Raw genomic sequence first — 19,779 nt, forward strand, 5'->3', positions numbered from 1 at the left:
CGGGGTGTCTTGAACCGCGCCTGTGGGCTCCGGTCGCGGCTCAGCGAACGGCGGTGGTCCCGGCCAGGACGGAGCGGCAGATGGCCTGCCCCTCCTGGATGCCGACGAGGATCGCCTCCGCCTGCCAAACGATCCAGTCGATCACGCCGTCGGGCTGCCCGGAGGCGTAGGCGGCGGCCGCATCGGCGTAGGCGCCGGGCGCGCGGCCGGCGTACTGGTCGGTGACGGCCACGCCGGTGGGTTCCAGCCCGTCGCGGGTGATCAGGTAGCGCACCAGCAGCCGGCCGACGGCGGCGTTGGCGGCGATGAAGGGGCGGGCGGTGATCATCTCGCCGTGTACCACGGCGGCGCGCACGAGCGCGGGGACGCCGGGGAGGTCGAGGAGGCTGAGCAGGGCCGCAATGCGGTCCCGCAGTGCGGCGGCGTCGGGAGCCGCTCCGGGTCCGCCCTCGCGCGGGGACACCCCCGGGGCGCGCGGAATGGCGACCGCGCCCAAGGGGATTTGTCCGGTAGCGGCGAGGGGTCCGGCGACGTCGCGGTGCAAGGCGGTCAGCAAGGTGCGGGGGCTCGGTTGGGCGGGTCGGGCGGGGCCGCCCAGGTCGGGCATCCACTCGCCCAGGCGCACGCCGGCGCGCCACAGGCCGGCGGCGGCGTCTAGGGAGGGATCGCCGGTGGCGGCCTCGGCCAGGCCGCGGGCGGCGACGGCGTCGCGCAGCACCGCGGCGGGCAGGACGACGCCCTCGACGGCGGCGGAGGCGATGGCGCCACGTATTGCGGTCTCGGCGCGGGCCTCGCGCCAGCGGCGACGTAGGGCCTGGTGCCAGCGCAACTGCGTGGAGGCGTCGCGCACGGCATCCTCGGCGCGCTTGACCCGCGGGTGGGCGGCGAGCGCCTCCAGTGCCCGGACGGTGGGATCACTGGTGCGCGCAGGCTGCTGGTGCCGCGCGCGTGGCGCGCCCGCGGACTCGGACGCGCGCACGGACGGCACCCCGCGCGCCGGCCGCTCGCCAGGCGGCGGTCCGATCGACACCCCCATGCTGATCACGGAGCCACTGTAGGCGTGCGGGCGGAGCCCGCCACAAGCCGGTGCGCATGCGACTGCGTCGCAAACACCCGTTATGTGCAACGCACCAAGAGCAGATGTCACACAAATGCCCGTTGTATGCAAAGTTCCTCTGGAACATGTCACACAAGTGCCGTTAGGCTGGCATGGTAGACTTTGAGATGTTCAAACACAGCTCGATGGGAGAACTCGTCGACATCGCAGGCTCTGACGCGCTCCTTGGAGACTGGAGACACAAGGCCTTCATCCCGGCGTCCTTGGGCGCGCACGAACCTGAGTTGACCGGAGCCACATACCGCTCCATCGCCCAGGCCCGCGCCGCTCTGGCGGCTTTGGACGCCACCGCTCGTCGCCTGCCGAATCCTTACCTCCTGCGTACGCCCGTACTGCGCCGCGAGGCTCAGTCAACCTCAGCGTTGGAAGGCACCTACGCTCCGCTTGACGATGTCCTCACAGCCGATGAAGACGCTCCGTCCACGCCCCAGATGACTGAGATCCTCAACTACGTGGCCATGGCGGATCAGGGCTTCGCCTGGGTTCAGGAGGGACGACCTCTCACCGTCGGTCTCATCGAGGACCTTCAGGGACGTCTGATGCGGGGGACTCCTTTGGAGCCCGAATCGGGCCACCTGCGCACCCCAGGTGGTAATCGGCCGTCGCGATGAGGCCGCTTCCGCGACGGCAACGGACGACTCGGACGCTACCTGATCGGCCTGACGCTGCTGTCCCTCGGCGTACTAAGTGAGCCGACGCTCACAGTCTCACCCTGGTTTGAGGCTCGCCGCAGCCACTACTACGACGCCCTCCTCGGGGTGAGCACGAACGGCGACTGGGACACCTTCCTCAGTTTCTTCGCCTCCGGCCTTGCCGCTGCCGCAACCAGCACCCAGAAGCAGATGGAGACACTCACGCAGGTGCAAGATGAACTCAAACAAGTCATCCATTCCTCGTCTCTGCGTTCCGCACGCGCTGCCGACCTGGTGGACCTGGCGGTGTCGACGCCGTCTTTCACGGTGCGCACGGTGGCACAGCGACTTGGACTGTCCTACGGGCGAGCCAATGGTCTGGTGGGGCAGTTGGTCGACTTGGGAGTCCTGCGGACACTCAATCCCGACGCACAGCCGCGCCGCTTCACCGCACCCCGAGTGCTAACAGTCCTACTCGCCGGAGACCCGGTGTAGCTGCGTACGGGTGGTTACTCGCTTCGATAGAAGACGGCTTCGTAGGCGTTTACGGGCACGTCGTGTCTCCTGGCTGGCGACCTACTACGACGACGACGCGCGACGGATCCGTCGTGCCCGCCGCAGAACTCGTCTGCTACGCCACTTCGCCGTTTGGTACGCCGGTTAGAGGTCCGCTGTATACCTCGGAGGCCTTCAACAGACCGCTAAGTGGCGTAGCAGAGCACAAACCGGCGCAGTAGGCGGTCAAGTGGACAGGCACCCAGCACCGCCGTCCAAGTTCGGGCCTCGGCCCCGCAAGGCCTGCGCAGCTTGTCAAGGAAGCGACCGGTGCTGTCTGATGTCATAGGTCCGGTACTGTGCGGGACATGACCGGTGAACGAAATGCTCGCGCGTTACCGGCCCAGGCCGACCGCAGCGGCGCCGCCGCACCGATGGTGCGCACTCGCCCCCGTCCTGATTCCCCGCCCGTCTACTCGGCGGGATCGGACAAGGTGCTGGCCGCCGGCGCCCGTGACTGGGGCCTCGACGACGTCCTGGACGCCGTCTTCTTCGCCGTCGCCGCGCTGGCCACGCTCTGGCTGGCATGGCTGCTGCTCGGTTCGGGCACCCACCTGAGCCCGGGGGCGATAGTCAACATCGTGCTGTTCTGGGCGGTGCTGTCCTATCTGGCGCTGCCCCGCCTGCATCAGATACTCACCTGGTTGTACGTGCCCGACTACTTCATCGGCCGCACCCGTACCGCCGACGGTCTGCTGGGCGATCCGGTCAACCTCGCCGTGCTAGGCGACGAGGAGGACATCCATGCCGCAATGACGAAGGCCGGCTGGGTGCGCGCCGACCCCATCACGCTGCGCTCGGCATGGGGGATCGTCGTCTCCTCGCTGCTGCGCCGCTCCTACCCGGCCGCACCGGTCTCCGACCTACTGCTGTTCGGGCACAAGCAGGACTTCGCCTACCAGAAGGAGGTGGAGGGCAACCCGGCCCAGCGGCATCACATCCGGTTCTGGCGTGTGCCCGAGGGCTGGGTCATGCCCGGCGGCCGCCGCGTGGACTGGCTGGCCGGTGCGACCTACGACCGCTCCGTGGGGCTGTCCACCCTCACCTTCCAGGTGACGCACAAGATCGACGCCGACATCGACGTCGAGCGCGACTATGTGGTCGACGACGTCCGCTGGGCCAATGATGCCGCCTCGCTGGAGATATGGCCGGACTTCTTCACCGCCTACCACCACCGCAACGGCGGTGGCGACCGGATCGTCACCGACGGCGATCTGTACGTGCTGAACCTGGATCGCCTGGTACCCGACTCCGGTGGCGAATTGCAACGGGCACGCAGGACTGAGGCCGAGGTGCGCCGTCGGCGGCCGCCGGAGCTGATTGTGGCCATGGTGCTGGTGGTGTCGCTTCTTTGTGCCAATGCGCTGAGGCTGTTCGGCGGTGCGGCCATCGACGACATTGCTCGTGAACTGGATGGGAGTGGCGTCGCCGACACCCATCGACTGGTCGTGGCGACGGCGACGGTAACCACCGCGGTGATGACGGCCCTGATCCTGGGGCTGGCGGTGGCGGTCTGGCTCGGGCATCCCCGTGCCCGCATCGCCCTGATGGTGGTGCTGGGTCTGAGCCTCGGTTCGCTCATGACCGAGATCTCCGGGGTCGGGATTCGCCAGGCGAGTTGGGGGCCGATCGTCGCGGCGGCGCTGGGAGTGCTGGCGCTGCTGGCGATGACGGCCAGACCCATTCCCCGCTGGGAGCGGGAGCACAAAGCCGAACGGCTGCGGGCACGGGCTGAATGAACCTCGAATGGACCCTGGAGGAGCTATGTCGCTCCGGTCGCCACACTCGGTCCTGCTGGCCGACCGCCGCGGCGGCGGTCGGTGCGAGGTGTTCTGGTGCGGACTTACCCGTCACCGTGTCCCATGCTCATCCGCTGTTTACCGTCGGCCGCCCCCCTATACGCGCCCCGCTTCTGGGCGACGCGGGCCGTATTGCTCCCCACCAAGAGTTATTTGGCGACAAACACCTCCCTGCCGTTCTCGGTGGTCTTCTCGGCCTTGATGGTTCCGGTGATCTCATCACCCGTGACCGTGAGCACGCCGTCGGCGTAGCTGTGCGGCGCGTTGATCAAGGGGATATTCAGCGATTCCTTGTCAGCGCCGGTGAAGGTCGGCACTCCCAGCACCTGAAGATTCTGCCCCTCACCATTCAGGACCAGAATGGTGGTGGTCAGCACCACCTTGTCCTTGTAGACGAAGGAACCGCCGTAACCGATCTCATCCAACTTGGGCAGGTGCAGGTAGGCCACCGAAGTATCCGCCTCGGCGTCGTCGATCTTCTTGATGTCCGGTGCAACGTACTGGTCGGCCTCCTTGATCGCCTCGTCAACCTGACCACCGACCTCGGGGTCCACCTCCTCCGGAACGGGGGCCACGTCCTCCAGGAGCATCTCCGTGAGCGTCTTGCCACTGGTGTAGAAGCCGTTCTTCCAGTCGGGCTTGACCGCGTCCAGCAGCACCCCGGTGATGAATCCGAATGCATAGGACTCCACGTCGACCGATACGTCCAGCGGTTCCTCCTTCAGCAGCGCCGCCTGCCGGGTCTGAAGCTGCTCAGGGGACTGATTCTCCTGGATGGACAGCGCCATGTACTCCACGTACCGGGCAGTGCCCTCAACGATGTCGTACTGATGGATGTCCTCGGCCTCGCCCGCGAACTCCGACTTCCAGGTGTCCATCCAGTAGCGGGCGTGCCCCAAGTGCTCGGACCGCTTGTCCGCATCCGTTGCCGCCTGGCGCAAGCGGTGCAGCATCATGCGCCGCAGGGTGCGGGGCTGCGCCTGGTACGGGTAGGGGGTGTCCCTGCTGCTGGAGGCGGTCACATTGATCTCGCCCTGATAGTAGAAGTGGACCAGCTCGTGGGTCATGAGCGCGAAGGCGTAGGTGGCCGGATCCTTCAGATCCGCGACGGGCTCCGAGGCGCCGGTGGCGGTCACGGACGGCGTGGAGTTCATACCCGCGGCGGCCCCACCGCCCTCTCTGCCGCTAACCCCCACCGTGGCTGCCTGACCGAGGTTGAGGGTGATGGACGGCTGGTCCTCGAAGGTGACCTTGCCGTAGGAGGTGGGCACCTCAATGCTCGCGTACTCGTCGGCCTTGAGTTCCCGTTGACCGTCAACCGAGATCGCCCACGCACGTTTCACCTTGAACTGCTCGTCGACCTGCATGGCCACGATCCGATGCCTGGTGTAATCGACCCCCGGCCACACCGGCCCCATGATCGGCCAGATACGGGTCACCCAGGCGGACACCCCCTCGACCACGGTCTCGTACTGCTCATCGGACAACGACGGCCCACCGGCCAGACTGCCTAGCGGGTCCTGCGCCCCCGTGGGGGACTCGGGGGTCGGCGATGTGGACGCCGGGCTCTTGCTCTGCGAGTCATTGCCACCCGCGCAAGCCGCCAATGGCAGCAGGAGCGCGGCCCCGATAGCCGCTACGGCAGAGCGGCGCGTGAGTGAGAAGGAGGTTGGACTGGACTCAGTCATCAGATGCTTCACTTTCAACGATCGGTTCAACTTCTATGGTTTTCTGAACATTGCACAGCGGTGGTTGGGCGGGTCCGTTCAACCGACCCGCCCCGCCCGGGTTCAGTAGTACTGCTCAATCTCCTCCTTGCAGGTCAAGTCCTTCTCCGGCAACTCGCCACGCAGCAGGTAGTTGTCGATGGTGTTGTCCACGCAGTCACCCTTGCGCTTATAGGCGCCGTGACCGTTGCCCTCGACGGTCAGCAGGCGGGCAGAGTCCAGCTGGGCGGCCAGATCCTTGGCCCACTGGTACGGGGTGGCGGGGTCTCCGGTGATGCCGACGACGAGGATCGGTGCCGCACCCGTGGCACGGATCTCACCCGGCTGGTTATCGGTGTGGTGTCCCCAGCCCTTGCAGAACGCGTCGGGGTAGGTCAGCCCCGTGCCGAGCGTGGGCGCCACCTCCTGGATTCTGGCCGCCTGCTCGTCCCACTCGGACTCGTCTCCACGGACCGGGTAGTCGAGGCAGTCGATGGCGCTGATGGCGTTCTCATTGGCCGCCTCGCGGGCCTCCTTCTCAGCCAGCTCCTGCGGGTCCGTCTCATCGTCCACCAGTGACGGATTGGTCAGCACGGCGAGGGCCGTACCGTCATTGTTCTTGATCGCTTGGCTGAGCGCCGCGGTCAGAAGGTCCCATGCACTGTTGTCATACATCATGTCGATCAGGGTCTTCGTGAGCGTCGCCCCGTCTACGGAGTCGCCCAGAGTGGACGGCAGCGGCGTGGTGTTGGCCTTCTCAATGAGTTGCCTGATCTGCTCGACGCCGGAGTCGACATCCCCGGTCAGTGGGCAGTCCTCTCCCGCCTGGCAGTGTTCGACGTAGGCGCGCAGGCTCTTCTCAATGGCCTCCGCCTGCTGCACCACGTTGTCCGCATTCTCCTGTGAGGGGTCCTGCGCGCTGTCCAGCACCATCCGGCCCACGTTCGCGGGGAACATCTCCGCGTAGCGCGCTCCCAGGTAGGTCCCGTAAGAGGTTCCCAAGTAGTGCAGGCGCGCATCACCCGATAGCGCCCGCAGCACATCCATGTCACGCGCCACCGAGGCGGTGTCCATGTGGTCGATCAGATCGGGTTCAGGCGAGTACTGCTTGCACCTGGCGGCCAGTTCGGCCGCAGTTTGCTCGGTGCTCTCGGCGGTCTCCTCCTCAAAGTCCACCGGCGTTGAGCCCTGCCGCGGATCGGCGGCATCATTGTCCTGCTGCTCGCCGGTGGCTCCGGAACTCTTCTGCTGCAATGTGGCCTCGGCCACCTCATTCATCTCCTGGGGGCTCAGGCAGGTCAGGGGTGTGGACTCACCCACCCCACGCGGGTCGAAACCGAGGATGTCATAGCCCGCTCGCAGCGCATCGGAGAAGACTCCCTCCTGCGAGACATATTCCAGGCCGCTCCCACCGGGTCCTCCGGGATTGGTCAGCAGCGTACCGATCGGCTTGCCCGACGTGGAGGGGAGCTTCTTCAACGCCAAGTCGATGGTCTTACCCGAGGGCTCGTCGTAGTTCAGCGGAACCTTCGCCGTGGCGCACTGGAAAGAGGCGTCGTCGTCGCATTCCTTCCAGTCGAGCTTCTGATTGTAGAAGGTCTCCAGGCCTGCGGGTACCGGCGGAGCGCTCTGCGCATCCACCGGGATGGCGGATGTCGTACCGCCCGACGCCGTCGAGCCGCTGCGGTTGTCGCTGACTGCGGTACACGCAGACAATGCCAGGCATGCGACTGCCGCTACCGCAAGCGGAGCAGCAACCTTATTGTGAATCATTTTCGTTCTCATGAACGGGAATGTAAACATCTCCGACACCGTCCGAATCCCCCCGCCGACCGATTGCCCCGTCGGCCACGGTCATGCCACAGGAGGAGACCCCTACACCTCAGCCAGCGGACGACGCCGAGCACGGCCAACCGCCAATCGTCTAGAATCCGGTTGTGGCGCAAGACAAGTCCTCCCCCGCGACGGCGTCATCGGGGCGAGCCGTCCCCACGCCGTCGGCCCCTGACCCCGATCCCGACAGCGTCCGCCAGGCGCCGCGCTCGCGCCGCGGCGACTACCTGCTGACCGCCGCCGTCGGCGTGGTGTTGCCGCCGCTGACGCTCGCCCTGGCTGGTGCGACCGCCCAGGCCTCCACCGCCGGCCAGCTGCTGCGCATGATCGTGCTCGGGCTGCTCACGCTGCTGCTGTCCGCCCTGGCGCAGTGGCTGTTCGCGGTGCGTTCCTCTTTGGGCGGTCTGGTCGGCGGTGTGGTCGCGCTGGTGGCGCAGGCAATCATCCTGCTCAGCCTCGAGCGCGCCGCCGCCGCACCCTTCGAGTGGGCCCGCTCCCTGATCCCCACCGGCGCCGTGCTCATCGTCGCGGGACTGCTGCTGGGCGGTTCCTGGGGGATGCGCCGGGCCCGCCGCGCGGGGCGCGCGGAGGCACGCCTATCGGTAAGGCTTGGTGCAAGCGATCGGAAACTGGGGGTCACCCCGGCGGCCCCGCCTTCGCGGCGGCGCGACCACGTGATCTCCTTCCCGCTTACGGCAGTGGCGGTGGGAGCCGGCCTGGCCCTGCTCGCGGTCGGGTATGCGCCCCTGGTGTCCCCGGGGGCGTCGCTCGGAGGCGCCCTGCTCGAGCCCGCACTGGCACTGGTGCTGCTGGCCCTGGGGACAACCTTGACCGGGCGATCGACCCTGGGGGCCCGCGTCACCGGGGCGCTGCTGGCATTGTTCTCTCTGCCCGCAATGCTGGCGCAGGTGTGGCCGCAGCTGCCTGGTGCCGGGCTGCTGGCCCGGCTGCTTCCCCACGACCCGACCGGTATCAGCCTGCTGCTGGCGGGCACGGTGCTGGTCACGGTCGGGTGGGGCGCGCACCTGGCCCGGCGCCGAGGGCGGGCGGGCGAACTCGCCGAGCTGCACTCCCGCGAGACACCGCCGCACGTGTAAGGCGCCGCAGCAGGCCCGACCTCCGCCGACGCCGTCCCACCTGCCAACTCGGTCGACTTTCGGCCCCCGCCCGGCACGCCTCCCCGCGGGCGGGTACCCGACCATTACCGTGGGCGGAAAAGGAGGTCACGATGAGCACCGACACCACCGCCGGGAACGACCCCGAGGATCAGGCCACCGCTTCCGATCTCGAATCCACGGCCTGGGCCCGCGCATCCGCGCCGGGCGACGCCGCGGCCGACGGACCTACGCCCGACGCACCGAACACCACCGAGCCCGAGCCCAGCGCTGCCGATCTCGCGGCCACCCCCGCCGCCTCCGCGGACGCCATCCCCGCCGCCTCCAGCACGCCGGAGGAGAAGACCACCTCCACCCTGTTCCCACCGGACCCCGCCCCGGCCCCGGCGGCTCAACCGCCGCTCGCCTCACAGGACACCGCGGACCTACCGCCCGACACCCAGGCAGACGCCAGCCCCGCCGCAGAGCAACCCGAGCCGCGCGCCCCCAAGGCACGCACGGAGGACGACATCCTGCTGGACGGCTCCAGCGTCGTCGGCCGCCCGAAGTCCCGCGCAGCCGCCCACTGGGCCGGCGTGCTGGTCTGGGTGGTAGCCCTTCCCCTGGCCTGGTACCTCTTCCACGACGGGGCCGCCGCCGCGGTCGACGGCGCCACCCCGCTGAGCTTCGGCACGCCGGTGCGCGCGCTGCTGGAGTTGGGTGCGGGCGCCGTCGTGCTCGCCATCGCCCTGTGGACGGCGAGCCGCTCCAGCCTGGGATCCTTCGTCGTCGGCGTGGTCTCGCTGCTGGTCGGGGTGCCGTTCCTGGTGGCACCGACGGCGATGAACGGCTCGATCGGGCCGTTACTGGACCGACTCACGGCACATTCGAACCTGGGCGCCTCCCTGTCCAGCTACTTCTGGGCGGACGCCGTCAGCGGCAAGTTCGTTGCCTTCGGTATGTTCATGATCATGGTTGGCGTGGTCTCGCACAACGCCCGCCGTGCGGGTCGCCGCGAGCAGGAGATCATCGATCGCGGCCGTCACAACGACTGACCCCAACACCGATGCGTCCCGCAGCGGTGCCGCCCACAGGCAGGTCGGCCCCGAACAGCGGCGCGGTCTCACCATGAAACCAACGGCGCTCCCGCGCCCGTCGGCGGCCTAGCCTGGGCCGGTGCCCGCTCCCCGTACCTCCCCCACCGGCCCGCGCCCGGCGTCCGCGTCCCGCCCGGCGTCGCTGCCGATGGTGACGAGGCGCGACGCCGCCCGCGACGCCGTGCCGGTCGTAATCGGCTACATCACGCTTGGCCTGGCGGCCGGCCTGCTACTGGTCGCCGAGGGCCTGAACTGGTGGTGGGCGCCGCTTTGGAGCGTGCTCATCTACTCGGGCACCATGCAGATGCTGTTGGTGCCGCTGGCCGGTACCGGGGAGCCGCTGGCGGCGATCGCCGCCTCCACACTGTTCGTTTCCGGCAGGCACGTCTTCTACGGACTGGGTTTTCCCCTGGACCGGGTGCGCGGCCGCCTGGTCACCCGCCTGTATGCGATCCATGCCATCACCGACGAGGTGTACGCCCTGTTGGCCTCGCGGGAGCGGACGGCGATGAGCGGGCGCTACATCGTCACCGTCGAGGTCATGAGCCACTGCGCGTGGATCTTCGGCACCACGGCGGGGGCGCTTGCGGGTACGGGTCTGGCTGCCCTGGTCGGGGAGCGGGTGGAACTGCTCGGCTTCGTGCTGACGGCGCTGTTCGTGGTCCTGGCGATTGAAAACTGGCGTTCCCACCCGGACCTGGCGGTGCTGCTGATCGGGTTCGTGGCCGGCGCAGTCGGACTGGCGGTGGGCGGATCGGCGGCCCTGCTCAGCGCCCTGGGTACTCTCGCCGTCGCACTGATCGCGCTGTACACCTGGCGGCAACGCGCCGCCCGGACCGCCGGCGAGGAGGCGCGCTGATGCTGACCAACTCCCAGCTGGCGCTGACCGTCGTGGTGGTGGCGGCGATCACCTTCGCCTGCCGTATCGCGCCCTTCGTGCTCCTGCGCGGCCGCGGCCGCGTACCTTTGCTGACCTTCCTCGGCGACGCCATGCCACTGGGCGTCATGATCGTGCTGGTGGCCTACACGCTCGACGGCGTGACCACCTCCCCGGCCACCTGGCTGCCCGCCGTCGTCGGTATCGGCACTACTGCCGGACTGCACCTGTGGCGCCATGCGATGGGCCTGTCCCTGGTCGGGGGTACCGCCGTCTACGTGGCGGCCTCGCTACTGATGGCCTGAACCACTTCGCTCCGCGGCCACCAGCCGAGCGCTCCGCGAGCACAGCATGAACCTCGCCCGGGGATGGATCGGCCCTCGCGCGGGCGCAGGTCGGCCCTCGGTATTGGTGGCTCTTGGTGTTTGGGTGTGCTGGTGGTGTGTTCTGGTCGGCTCGAGGACGACCTCTCCCGCGCCCGCGCGCGGCCTGCCGTGCCCGAGGATGGTCTCCGTAGCGTTGTTCTGGGCGGCCGCACCCTCAAGCTCAGGCGCGATGTGCTGGTTTCCGACCTTGGGGGGTGGTTTAAGACCCCGGGGTGGTCGTGAATCGTACCCCAAGGTCGGAAATCGACATCACGCCCGTCCTACGAACCACCGCCGGCCGGGGATTGCGGGCTCTTCCGGTTTGCGGGTGTGGAGGCGGGGGTTGGGGGTGGCGCCTGGGGTGTGCGCCTGTTTGCGGTTCGGTCGGCCGCCCCGCACCGGGTTCTACTTGGACCGTCTGGCTGCGCTTGGACCGCCTGGCTGCGCTTGGACCGCCCCAGACGCACTCTCAGGCGGTCCAACCGCAGAATCGCGGTCCAAGTAGGGGGCCCGGGAATGGCGCGGGCCCGGCTGTCGGTGGCTCTCTGTTGGCGCCGAGTCGCGTGCGTGGCGGCCCGAAGTGTCCAGATCTATGACAAACGAGGTAGGAGGCGGCAGCGGCCGCGAACAAAACGTTGGAATCATGCGCCTGTCAGATCGACTCCCGCGGCCGTGGGCGGTGTTTGTCATCAATTTTGACAACCATAGGAGCATCACTCCGCCCCCGCGGCGGCGGGCGCCCGGCCACACAACACCAACCCACCAAGCGAGCGACCTCCACCAGGCACCCGCCGCACCCACAAACCAGAAGAGCCGGTGACGTGTGCGCGCCGACCCCGGGACGTACCGCGGGCTAGAGCGCCGCCAGACCAGCGCGGATTACCTCGAGATCCTCGCTCGTGCCCACGCCATCCAACTTGGCAATGACCGGCACCCCATAGGTTTCACTCACGCGCTTCGCCGCGAAGTTGAACGTGTCGATGTGACTCTTGGCCGTGCTACCGCTGCCCACAACCGCCACGACTCCCGGATTCGACTCGAGGAATGCCCGCACCGGCTTGGGAATCTGCCCCTTGCCGACGGTGTAGGTGAACAGGACGAAGTCGCCGTCCACATGCTCGGTCCCGTCCACGATCTTGACGGCCTCGGGAAGCAATCCGAGCTGCTCGACCACGGTCTGCACATTGCCGGTCTTGGACGCGTACACGATTTTGGGAGCCATTTCGCTTCACATTCCTCTTCAACCGATAAGCCATACGAAGGGTGCGCTAACGCTACATCTGGGGCTGATGGCACGCAACCGTCGAGTGCGCCTCGGCCGGCAGGGCACGAGCGGCGCCATATCGACCGACCTCGGCACGTGACTTCTACCGACCTCGGCGTGGATGTCCTGCCAGTACCAGTAGGCTGCCGCTGTGCAAGCCACCGTGACTCGTCCCGGACCGTGGACCCACCGCCACGTCACCGCAGGCGGTACTCGTTTCCACGTCGTCCTGGCCGGCCCCGAGGCTCCGCTGGCCTCCGCCGTCCCGCCCCCGGCCTCACCGGCGGCACGCAACCCCGAGACGGCCGCGCCGGCCGGACACCCGGTCCTGCTGCTGCACGGCTTCCCCGAGTGCTGGTGGACGTGGCGACATGTGATCCCGGCGCTGGCGGACGCAGGCCACCGCGTGATCGCCGTCGACCTGCGCGGCTTCGGCGGCTCCGACCGCCCGCCGTCGGGATACGACCTGGTCACTCTCGCTCGCGACGTCGCCGCCGTGGTGCGCGCGCTCGGGCACGACCACGCGATCATCGTCGGCGCCGGGCTCGGCGGGCAGGTCGGCTGGACGCTGGCCAGCCTGGAACCAGAGCTGACGGTGGGGCTGGTGCCGATTGGGGCGCCGCATCCTCTGGCCGTGCGCTCCCTGCCCATGCGCACCGTCATGGGCTCCACGGTGCAGCACCTGTTCTTCAACGTCCCCCTGCTGCCCGAACGCAGCCTGCGGACGACGGCGGGCGTCGAGCGGCTGCTGCGCTCCTGGGCGGCCCCGGCCACGCGCCCGCTGGTCACCGAGGGCGCCGAGTATTACGCCGCACTGCTGGCGCGCCCGGGCGCGGCGCATTCCGCACTGGAGAGCACCCGCCGCTCCACCCTCACGCGCGCCGAGGTGCAGGCGCTGAACCGGCCGACGACGGTGCCGGTGTTGTCCGTGCAGGGCGAGTTCGACCCGGTGCAGCCCGCCCGGGCCCACGCCCGCGACACCCACCATGTGGTCGGCGTCCTGCAGCAGGTGACCATCCGCGGCGTCGGGCACTTCCCGCAGGAGGAGGCACCCGAGCGGCTGGTTGACGTGCTGCTGCCCTTCCTCACCGAGCTGGCGGCCCCGCCCCGACAGGCCCAGTCCCAGGTGCACTCCTCCATCCGTAGGCAGCGGACCGGCGCGCGCCGCAGGACGTCGTTCATACGCCCACCCGGGGGCATAGCCCGGCGGCGTTCAGCGCGCACGCCTCGCAGCGGGGAGCGCGGGCGCGGCACACCGTCCTCCCGTGCTCAATGAGCCGGTGACACCCGCCCGTCCACCGCGCCGGTTCCCACAGGGCGGCAAGATCGCGTTCGACGGCGAGCGGATCGCGCGCCGTCGTCCAGCCCAGGCGGCGCGATAGGCGGCCCACATGCGTGTCCACGGTGATCGCGGGCACGCCGAAGGCGTCGCCGAGCACCACGTTGGCGGTCTTGCGCCCCACTCCGGGCAGGGCCACCAACGCCTTCCGGTCCGCGGGCACCGCGCCGCCGTGAGCGGCTACCAGCTCGGCACCCAGCGCGATCAGTCGGGCCGCACGGGTGTGGTGCATGCCCAAGGGCCGCAGCCGCGCCTCCAGGTCGACCCGGTCCGCGCCGGCGAGCGCGACCGCATCCGGGTAGCGGGCGAACAGTTCCGGGGTGATGGTGTTGACGCGGGCGTCGGTGGTCTGGGCGGACAGGACCGTCGCCACCAGCAGCTGAAAGGGGCTGTCGTGGTCCAGGGTGCAGCGGGCGTCCGGGTACAGGCCGATCAGGACGTCGTCGACGGCGGCGGCCCGCCGGGCGGCCGCGTCACTCGGGGCGTCTGGCTCACCCGGGGTGGGAACCGGCGCGCCCGGGCTAGGGGTCGACCCGCCCGGACCCGTCGACGTGGCCGATGACTCGATGATTTGACCTGGCACACAGTGAGACTACAATGCTCGTCGGCGTGCCACAGGTCACAAGCCGTGGCTAGGATATGACGTAAGAGGCCCCGCTCGTTCCCGGGCCCGCCCTACTACACACCACAGGAGGACCCTCGTGGAAGACAGCATCATCTCCAAGATCCCACTGTTTGAGGGGATGAATCCGGAGGAGCGGGAAGAGCTGCGCAACATGATGACGCAGACCACCCTGCGCCGCGGCGAGATCCTCTTCAACGAGGGTGACCCGGGCGACCGCCTGTACATCCTCCTATCCGGCAAGATCAAGCTCGGCCACGCCTCCGCCGACGGGCGGGAGAACCTGCTCGCGGTGCTCGGCCCCGGCGAGGTCGTCGGCGAACTGACCCTGTTCGATCCGGGCCCGCGCTCCACCACGGCCACCGCGGTCGCCCCCACCGACCTGTTGGCGCTGGAGCACACCCAGCTGATGAGCTTCATCGAGACGCACCCCACTCTGGCCAAGGACATGCTGCGCGCCCTGGCCCAGCGGCTGCGCCGTACCAACACGGCCCTGGCCGACCTGGTCTTCTCCGATGTGCCCGGCCGCGTCGCCAAGGCCCTGCTGGACCTCGCCGACCGCTTCGGCTCCACCACGGAGGACGGGGTGCACGTGCCGCACGACCTCACCCAGGAGGAGCTCGCCCAGCTGGTCGGCGCCTCCCGCGAGACGGTCAACAAGTCGCTGGCGGAGTTCGTCTCCCGCGGCTGGATCCGTCTGGAAGGGCGCGCCGTCACTCTGCTCGACGTCGACCGCCTGCGTCGTCGCGCCCGCTGACGCCCGCATCTCCTTCGCCGCAAGCTCGGCGCGGATAAAACGCCGAAACCGGCACGAATGACGTGCCGGTTTCGGCGTTCGTTGCTGCTGGCGCGGCCGCTCGAACTGGTCGGCGGTCCGGCCGACCGCGGTTACCCGGACCGCCGACCGCAACCACGTCTCAGGCCAGTGGCCGCTTCAAATAGGCGACCAGGTTGTCCGAGCCGGTCGGGCCGGGAACCACCTGCACGAGCTCCCAGCCGTCGGCGCCCCACTGGTCGAGGATCTGCTTGGTGGCGTGGACGAGCAGGGGCACGGTGGCGTACTCCCACCGGGTAATTCCCGGGGCATTGCTGTTGCTTGTTGCGTCGGTCATGACCTAAAGCCTATGGGGCAAGAAGCACAGCCGAAAGCCCAGCGGCGGCGTGGCCGCGCATTCCGCCCCGCAAAGCAACGAGCACACACGGGCGCGCTGCGGACCCAGTTACCGCGGGCCCAACACCGGCGCCGGTCACCGCACGCGCGCGAGGATGCGGGGAGCGCGTCGGGCATGAATCTCGGCGACCAGTTCGTCGTCCTCGCGGCGCAGCCACTCGCTCCAGTCGGTGACCTCCGGGAACCGCCGCAGCAGCGCTCGACGTTCACGCTCGGTGAGCCCTCCCCAGACGCCGAAGCTCAACTCCGAGTCCAGGGCCTCCGCCAGGCACTCCATGCGTACCGGGCAGGTGAAGCACAGCGAACGGGCGTCGCGCTGCTCCGCCCCCTTGCCGAACAGCCGGTCGGGCTGGACGCTTGCGCAGGCCGCACGGGCCGCCCAAGTCTGGTCGCTCGTCATTTCTCACTCCCCTACCGCTGCGGTCGACTACAATGTCGGCCGGATCACACGTAGACGGTATGCCAACCGATGGTCATTTGCCAAATTGGCATCCGCACAAGGGCTCGTGCGCCGACCAAGCACCCCCGCACTCCCCACCATGCGGCCGTCGACCACACCACGACCACCACGCACCGGCGCCTCCAAGGCGTTTTCCAGCCGCTGTTCGTCGTAGCCCGGTGCACAAACACGCCATTTCGCCGTAGTGTGGGCACCATGTCGAAGTCTTCCTCCCGCGGCAGGTCCTTATCGTCCCCTGCCCAGGTCGTGGCGATGCTGCTGGTCTTCCTGCTGCTGTCCGGCGCAGGCGGAGTACTGGCGGCGGGCTTCGCCATGCCCGCCGTCGGCGTCGCCTCCGCAATCACCAACGCCTCCGCCCAGCTCTTCGACGAGCTGCCCGACGACTTCAACGTCCTCGAGCCCAGCCAGGTCTCGGTGATCAAGGCCTCCGACGGCAGCCAGATCGCCCAGTTCTACGCCGAGAACCGCATCGTCGTCTCCCTGGACGACATCGCCCCGAGCATGCAGAACGCCATCGTGGCGGTTGAGGACCAGCGCTTCTACCAGCACAAGGGCGTCGACCCGGCCGGCATTGTCCGCGCCGTGGTCTCCAACGCCAACGGCGGCTCACAGGGCGCCTCCACGCTCACCCAGCAGTACGTCCGCAACGTCCTGGTCGAGGCGGGGCTGCAGAACGACGACGACGCCGCCATCGCCGCCGCCAAGGCGCCGACCGCGGCCCGCAAGCTGCGAGAAATCAAGTACGCGCTCACCCTGGAGCAGAAGTACTCCAAGCAGCAGATCCTCGAGGGCTACCTCAACATCGCCTCCTTCGGCCCGTCCACCTACGGGGTCGAGGCATCCGCGCAGCACTACTTCTCCCATTCGGCCAAGGACCTGTCGATCGCGGAGTCGGCACTGCTGGCCGGCTTGACCAATGCCCCCGGCGCCTACGACCCGGTCCAGTACCCGGACAAGGCCAAGAGCCGCATGGACTGGGTGCTGCAGAAGATGTACGAGGAGGAGTTCATCACCGCCGACGAGTACCAGGCGGGTCTGGACACCCAGATCGCCGACATGCTCAACGTCACCGACTCCGTGGGAGGCTGTGGGGCCGCAGGCTCGGCAGCCTACTTCTGTGAGTACGTGGTCGGGGAGATCGAGAACTCGGACATCTTCGGCGACACCGAGGCCGAACGACGCCAACTGTTGCTGCGCGGCGGCCTGGAGATCACCACCACGCTGGACCCCGCCAAGCAGAAGAACGCCAACGACACGATCCAGGCCTACGTGCCCACCGGCGACCCGTCGAACGTCAAGTCCGCCCTGGTGTCGATCGAGCCGGGCACCGGCCGGATCCTGGCCATGGCGCAGAACACCAACTACGGCGACGCCACCGGCTCCGACCCCACCGCCACCCAGATCTCCTATTCGGCGGATTACCTGCACGGCGGCATGGAGTCGAATGGTTTCCAGCCGGGGTCGGCCTTCAAGACCTTCGCCTTGGCCCAGTGGTACCAGGAGGGGCGCTCCGGGTACACGGTTACGAACACCACCCCGCGCACCTTCTACTCCTCCGACTGGACCATCTCCTGCGACCCTGACCTCCATCCGGAGGCCTGGGCGCCCAAGAATGCCGACCCCAGCGAGAATGGCCGACACACGGTGATTGAGGACACCGCCATGTCGATCAACGTCGGCTATGCGGAGATGCTGGCGCAGATGGACGTGTGCTCCGTGACCCAGTTGGCGGCCGACATGGGCGTGACCAAGGCCAACGGGGATCCAGTCGACCCCTACCCGTCCGTGGTACTCGGCGGCACCGAGACCACCCCGGTGTCCATGGCCAACGCCTATGCGACCTTCGCCGCCCACGGCGTGTACTGCACCCCCGTCGCCATTGACTCGATCATCGACGCCGACGGCAATGAGATGAGCACTCCGTCGGCCAGTTGCAGCCAGGTCATGAGCGCCACCGCGGCGGACCAGGTGACGCTCACGCTCCAGTCGGTGCTGACCAGTAAGGGCACCGGCCCTGGGGCCGCCCTGAGCGGGCGCCCGGCGGCCGGAAAGACCGGCACCACCGACTTGATGGACAACGCCTGGTTCATCGGCTACACCCCGCAGCTGGCCACCGCCATCTGGGCCGGCCACTCCGACGGCTACTACGCCATGAATCACCAGTACATCGGCGGGCGCTACTACGCCACCATGTACGGTGCCGACCTGCCAGCGCCCATGTTCAAGACCTACATGGACGCGGCCCTGGCCGGCGAGCCGGTGGAGGCCTTCAACCAGGTGAGCCTGGGCGCCGGTGCGCCAACATCCAGTAACTCAAACAACGGCGGCCAGGCGCAGCAAAACTCCGCCGGGTCCCATGACGGCGACGACGACTCCGACGACGAGGACTGATATGCCCGCGGCTCGTAACGCCGTACTCGGCGGTCTGGCCGCCGGCGCCGGCTTGCTCGGCTATGCCCTGATCGAGGCTCGCCTGCCGGTGCTGCGCCGGGTGGACGTGCCCGTGCTGGCGGCCGGCCAGCGTCCGCTGACGATCCTGCACCTGTCGGACCTGCACCTGACCGATCACACCGAGGCACGTGTGGCCTGGGTGCGCGGCCTGGCGGAAGCCCACCCCGACGTCGTCGTCAACACCGGCGACAACCTGTCCTTCGCCAGCGGCCTGGAGCCGCTCAGCCGGGCCCTGGAGCCCTTCGCGCACCTGCCGGGCGCCTTCGTCTTGGGCGACCACGACTACCGCACCACGGTGTTCAAGCTGCCCACTCGCTATCTGCGCCGCGACCCGCGCTCGGGCGATGACCCCGAGCAGGAGGCCGCCGTCGAGCCCCTCCCCTGGCGGGAGGTTCGCGACCTGCAGACGGGCGCCGGCTGGGTCGATCTGAGCAATGCCCGCGGCGCCCTCGACGTCGGTGGCCGCCGTGTCGAGCTGGTCGGGGTGGATGATCCACATGTGGATCGGGACGCCTTCCCACCACCCGCCCTGGTGGTCCCGAGCGCCGACGACGGTGAGCCGGTCCTCGACCGCAGTGGCAGGCCGCTGCGGTTGGGACTGATGCACGCCCCCTACCGGCGGGTTCTGGACGCCATGGTGGCAGACGGCGTGGAACTGGCCTTCGCCGGGCACACCCACGGCGGGCAGTTGTGCCTGCCCGGCTACGGGGCGCTGGTGACCAACTGCGACCTGGACCGCCGCCGCGCCTCGGGCCTGTCCCACTGGCCGGATGCCCACCCCGAGGGCCGGGAGGCCGACGCCATGTTTCTGCATGTGTCCGCCGGCCTGGGCACCAGCCCATACACGCCGGTGCGCGTGGCCTGTCGCCCGGAGGCGACGCTGCTGACGCTGCGCCCCGCCGGCTAGGGCCCCGACGCCGTCAGAGGACAGCCGCGGAACCTGTGATCTCGCTCTCCCGTGGCCCGGCAGGTGACCGACCCCTCAGAGACACGATTTCCCCCACCGGCGCGACGGCGGCTATAGTCGTGCCGCACACGGGGTGTGGCGCAGTTTGGTAGCGCGCTTCGTTCGGGACGAAGAGGTCGTGGGTTCAAATCCCGCCACCCCGACGACGAGGACGCCCGCGAGCTTGCTCGTGAGGCGTCCGAGGAGGAAGGGGTAACAAGGCCGCCAGGCCGAATACCCCGACGATAAGAAGATCCATGAGCTTGCTCATGAGATCTTCGCAGAGGAGGGAGTAAGAGGCCGCCAGGCCGAATACCCCTACAAACGGTCGTTGCCCAGGCGGGCGGCGGCCGTTCGTCGTTCGCAGCAGCGAGCGAGGGTTATAGGCGCGAACGTGTTGCTTTAGACCGGCGTGTCGGGGTGTTCTAGCTGGTTCGTCCGGCCCAGCCTT

Annotated in this window: 18 protein-coding genes and 1 tRNA gene; 12 read left to right on the plus strand and 7 right to left on the minus strand. The window is 68.6% G+C overall.

The window, feature by feature from the left end:
* Nucleotides 1–40: 40 nt before the first annotated feature.
* The gene (locus tag DRB06_RS15060; protein WP_258522289.1) at nt 41–979 is read right to left on the minus strand and encodes a cell filamentation protein Fic; all 939 of its coding nucleotides are present in this window, start codon (nt 977–979) and stop codon (nt 41–43) included.
* 230 nt (nt 980–1,209) lie between these two features.
* On the opposite strand from DRB06_RS15060, the gene DRB06_RS16750 reads away from it, so the two are divergent.
* From DRB06_RS16750 to DRB06_RS15070, 3 genes are all read left to right on the plus strand, one after another.
* Nucleotides 1,210–1,728 (plus strand): Fic/DOC family N-terminal domain-containing protein, encoded by a 519-nt coding sequence (locus DRB06_RS16750; RefSeq protein WP_258522290.1) that lies wholly within the window; start codon nt 1,210–1,212, stop codon nt 1,726–1,728.
* A 147-nt stretch (nt 1,729–1,875) separates the two neighbouring features.
* The gene (locus DRB06_RS16755) at nt 1,876–2,244 is read left to right on the plus strand and encodes a hypothetical protein (protein WP_234415934.1); all 369 of its coding nucleotides are present in this window, start codon (nt 1,876–1,878) and stop codon (nt 2,242–2,244) included.
* A gap of 434 nt (nt 2,245–2,678) precedes the next feature.
* The gene (locus DRB06_RS15070; protein ID WP_108969973.1) at nt 2,679–4,043 is read left to right on the plus strand and encodes an LssY C-terminal domain-containing protein; all 1,365 of its coding nucleotides are present in this window, start codon (nt 2,679–2,681) and stop codon (nt 4,041–4,043) included.
* 209 nt (nt 4,044–4,252) lie between these two features.
* On the opposite strand, the gene DRB06_RS15075 is transcribed toward DRB06_RS15070, so the two are convergent.
* Together DRB06_RS15075 and DRB06_RS15080 are read right to left on the minus strand one after the other, a co-directional pair.
* A complete protein-coding gene (locus DRB06_RS15075; protein WP_146750923.1) occupies nt 4,253–5,791 on the minus strand; it encodes a hypothetical protein in 1,539 nt (512 codons plus the stop codon).
* Nucleotides 5,792–5,893: 102 nt separating this feature from the next.
* Nucleotides 5,894–7,594 carry an alpha/beta hydrolase gene (locus DRB06_RS15080; protein ID WP_258522291.1) on the minus strand — a complete coding sequence of 567 codons (1,701 nt, stop codon included), beginning with the start codon at nt 7,592–7,594 and terminating at the stop codon, nt 5,894–5,896.
* A 152-nt stretch (nt 7,595–7,746) separates the two neighbouring features.
* Here DRB06_RS15080 and DRB06_RS15085 point away from each other — a divergent pair, with 152 nt between their 5' ends.
* The 4 genes from DRB06_RS15085 (at nt 7,747) to DRB06_RS15100 (ending at nt 11,015) form a co-directional block, all read left to right on the plus strand.
* Nucleotides 7,747–8,739, plus strand: coding sequence for a hypothetical protein (locus DRB06_RS15085; RefSeq protein WP_258522292.1), 993 nt, complete (start codon nt 7,747–7,749; stop codon nt 8,737–8,739).
* Between the two features lie 131 nt (nt 8,740–8,870).
* Nucleotides 8,871–9,791: a hypothetical protein gene (locus tag DRB06_RS16760; RefSeq protein WP_234415937.1), complete on the plus strand. Its 921-nt coding sequence runs from the start codon at nt 8,871–8,873 to the stop codon at nt 9,789–9,791.
* 190 nt (nt 9,792–9,981) lie between these two features.
* Nucleotides 9,982–10,692: an AzlC family ABC transporter permease gene (locus tag DRB06_RS15095; protein ID WP_111820401.1), complete on the plus strand. Its 711-nt coding sequence runs from the start codon at nt 9,982–9,984 to the stop codon at nt 10,690–10,692.
* Nucleotides 10,692–11,015: a branched-chain amino acid transporter permease gene (locus DRB06_RS15100; RefSeq protein WP_073331024.1), complete on the plus strand. Its 324-nt coding sequence runs from the start codon at nt 10,692–10,694 to the stop codon at nt 11,013–11,015. The genes DRB06_RS15095 and DRB06_RS15100 overlap by 1 nt, the downstream gene beginning before the upstream one ends.
* A 913-nt stretch (nt 11,016–11,928) precedes the next feature.
* Here the strand turns inward: DRB06_RS15100 and DRB06_RS15105 are convergent.
* Nucleotides 11,929–12,297 (minus strand): class Ib ribonucleoside-diphosphate reductase assembly flavoprotein NrdI, encoded by a 369-nt coding sequence (locus tag DRB06_RS15105; RefSeq protein WP_111820402.1) that lies wholly within the window; start codon nt 12,295–12,297, stop codon nt 11,929–11,931.
* A 193-nt stretch (nt 12,298–12,490) separates the two neighbouring features.
* Between DRB06_RS15105 and DRB06_RS15110 the strand changes: the two genes are divergently transcribed.
* On the plus strand, nt 12,491–13,615 hold the full coding sequence (locus tag DRB06_RS15110) for an alpha/beta fold hydrolase (protein ID WP_111820403.1): 1,125 nt from the start codon (nt 12,491–12,493) through the stop codon (nt 13,613–13,615).
* Here DRB06_RS15110 and nth read toward each other — a convergent pair.
* The gene (gene nth / locus DRB06_RS15115) at nt 13,518–14,246 is read right to left on the minus strand and encodes an endonuclease III (RefSeq protein ID WP_395994456.1); all 729 of its coding nucleotides are present in this window, start codon (nt 14,244–14,246) and stop codon (nt 13,518–13,520) included. The genes DRB06_RS15110 and nth overlap by 98 nt on opposite strands.
* 133 nt (nt 14,247–14,379) lie before the next feature.
* On the opposite strand from nth, the gene DRB06_RS15120 reads away from it, so the two are divergent.
* Nucleotides 14,380–15,057, plus strand: a complete 678-nt coding sequence (locus tag DRB06_RS15120) for a Crp/Fnr family transcriptional regulator (protein ID WP_073331028.1) — start codon at nt 14,380–14,382, stop codon at nt 15,055–15,057.
* 160 nt (nt 15,058–15,217) lie between these two features.
* Here the strand turns inward: DRB06_RS15120 and DRB06_RS15125 are convergent, their stop codons facing one another.
* Both DRB06_RS15125 and DRB06_RS15130 read right to left on the minus strand, forming a co-directional pair.
* Nucleotides 15,218–15,376 (minus strand): DUF4177 domain-containing protein, encoded by a 159-nt coding sequence (locus tag DRB06_RS15125; RefSeq protein WP_073331415.1) that lies wholly within the window; start codon nt 15,374–15,376, stop codon nt 15,218–15,220.
* 171 nt (nt 15,377–15,547) lie between these two features.
* Nucleotides 15,548–15,871: a WhiB family transcriptional regulator gene (locus DRB06_RS15130; protein ID WP_073331031.1), complete on the minus strand. Its 324-nt coding sequence runs from the start codon at nt 15,869–15,871 to the stop codon at nt 15,548–15,550.
* A 255-nt stretch (nt 15,872–16,126) separates the two neighbouring features.
* Here DRB06_RS15130 and DRB06_RS15135 point away from each other — a divergent pair, with 255 nt between their 5' ends.
* From DRB06_RS15135 to DRB06_RS15145, 3 genes are all read left to right on the plus strand, one after another.
* A complete protein-coding gene (locus tag DRB06_RS15135; RefSeq protein WP_108969980.1) occupies nt 16,127–18,322 on the plus strand; it encodes a transglycosylase domain-containing protein in 2,196 nt (731 codons plus the stop codon).
* A 1-nt stretch (nt 18,323) separates the two neighbouring features.
* A complete protein-coding gene (locus DRB06_RS15140) occupies nt 18,324–19,289 on the plus strand; it encodes a metallophosphoesterase (protein WP_111820404.1) in 966 nt (321 codons plus the stop codon).
* A 129-nt stretch (nt 19,290–19,418) separates the two neighbouring features.
* A tRNA-Pro gene (locus DRB06_RS15145) sits at nt 19,419–19,492 on the plus strand.
* Nucleotides 19,493–19,779: the final 287 nt, after the last annotated feature.

This window comes from Actinomyces sp. Z5 (assembly GCF_003287795.1).
Taxonomy (GTDB): Bacteria; Actinomycetota; Actinomycetes; order Actinomycetales; family Actinomycetaceae; genus Actinomyces; species Actinomyces glycerinitolerans.

Coding starts and splice junctions, on each gene's coding strand:
- DRB06_RS16750 (WP_258522290.1), top strand. CDS start 1,210: ATGGTAGACTTTGAGATGTTCAAACACAGCTCGATGGGAGAACTCGTC.
- DRB06_RS15070 (WP_108969973.1), top strand. CDS start 2,679: ATGGTGCGCACTCGCCCCCGTCCTGATTCCCCGCCCGTCTACTCGGCG.
- DRB06_RS15075 (WP_146750923.1), bottom strand. CDS start 5,791: ATGACTGAGTCCAGTCCAACCTCCTTCTCACTCACGCGCCGCTCTGCC.
- DRB06_RS15080 (WP_258522291.1), bottom strand. CDS start 7,594: ATGAGAACGAAAATGATTCACAATAAGGTTGCTGCTCCGCTTGCGGTA.
- DRB06_RS16760 (WP_234415937.1), top strand. CDS start 8,871: ATGAGCACCGACACCACCGCCGGGAACGACCCCGAGGATCAGGCCACC.
- DRB06_RS15095 (WP_111820401.1), top strand. CDS start 9,982: ATGGTGACGAGGCGCGACGCCGCCCGCGACGCCGTGCCGGTCGTAATC.
- DRB06_RS15100 (WP_073331024.1), top strand. CDS start 10,692: ATGCTGACCAACTCCCAGCTGGCGCTGACCGTCGTGGTGGTGGCGGCG.
- DRB06_RS15105 (WP_111820402.1), bottom strand. CDS start 12,297: ATGGCTCCCAAAATCGTGTACGCGTCCAAGACCGGCAATGTGCAGACC.
- DRB06_RS15130 (WP_073331031.1), bottom strand. CDS start 15,871: ATGACGAGCGACCAGACTTGGGCGGCCCGTGCGGCCTGCGCAAGCGTC.
- DRB06_RS15135 (WP_108969980.1), top strand. CDS start 16,127: ATGTCGAAGTCTTCCTCCCGCGGCAGGTCCTTATCGTCCCCTGCCCAG.
- DRB06_RS15140 (WP_111820404.1), top strand. CDS start 18,324: ATGCCCGCGGCTCGTAACGCCGTACTCGGCGGTCTGGCCGCCGGCGCC.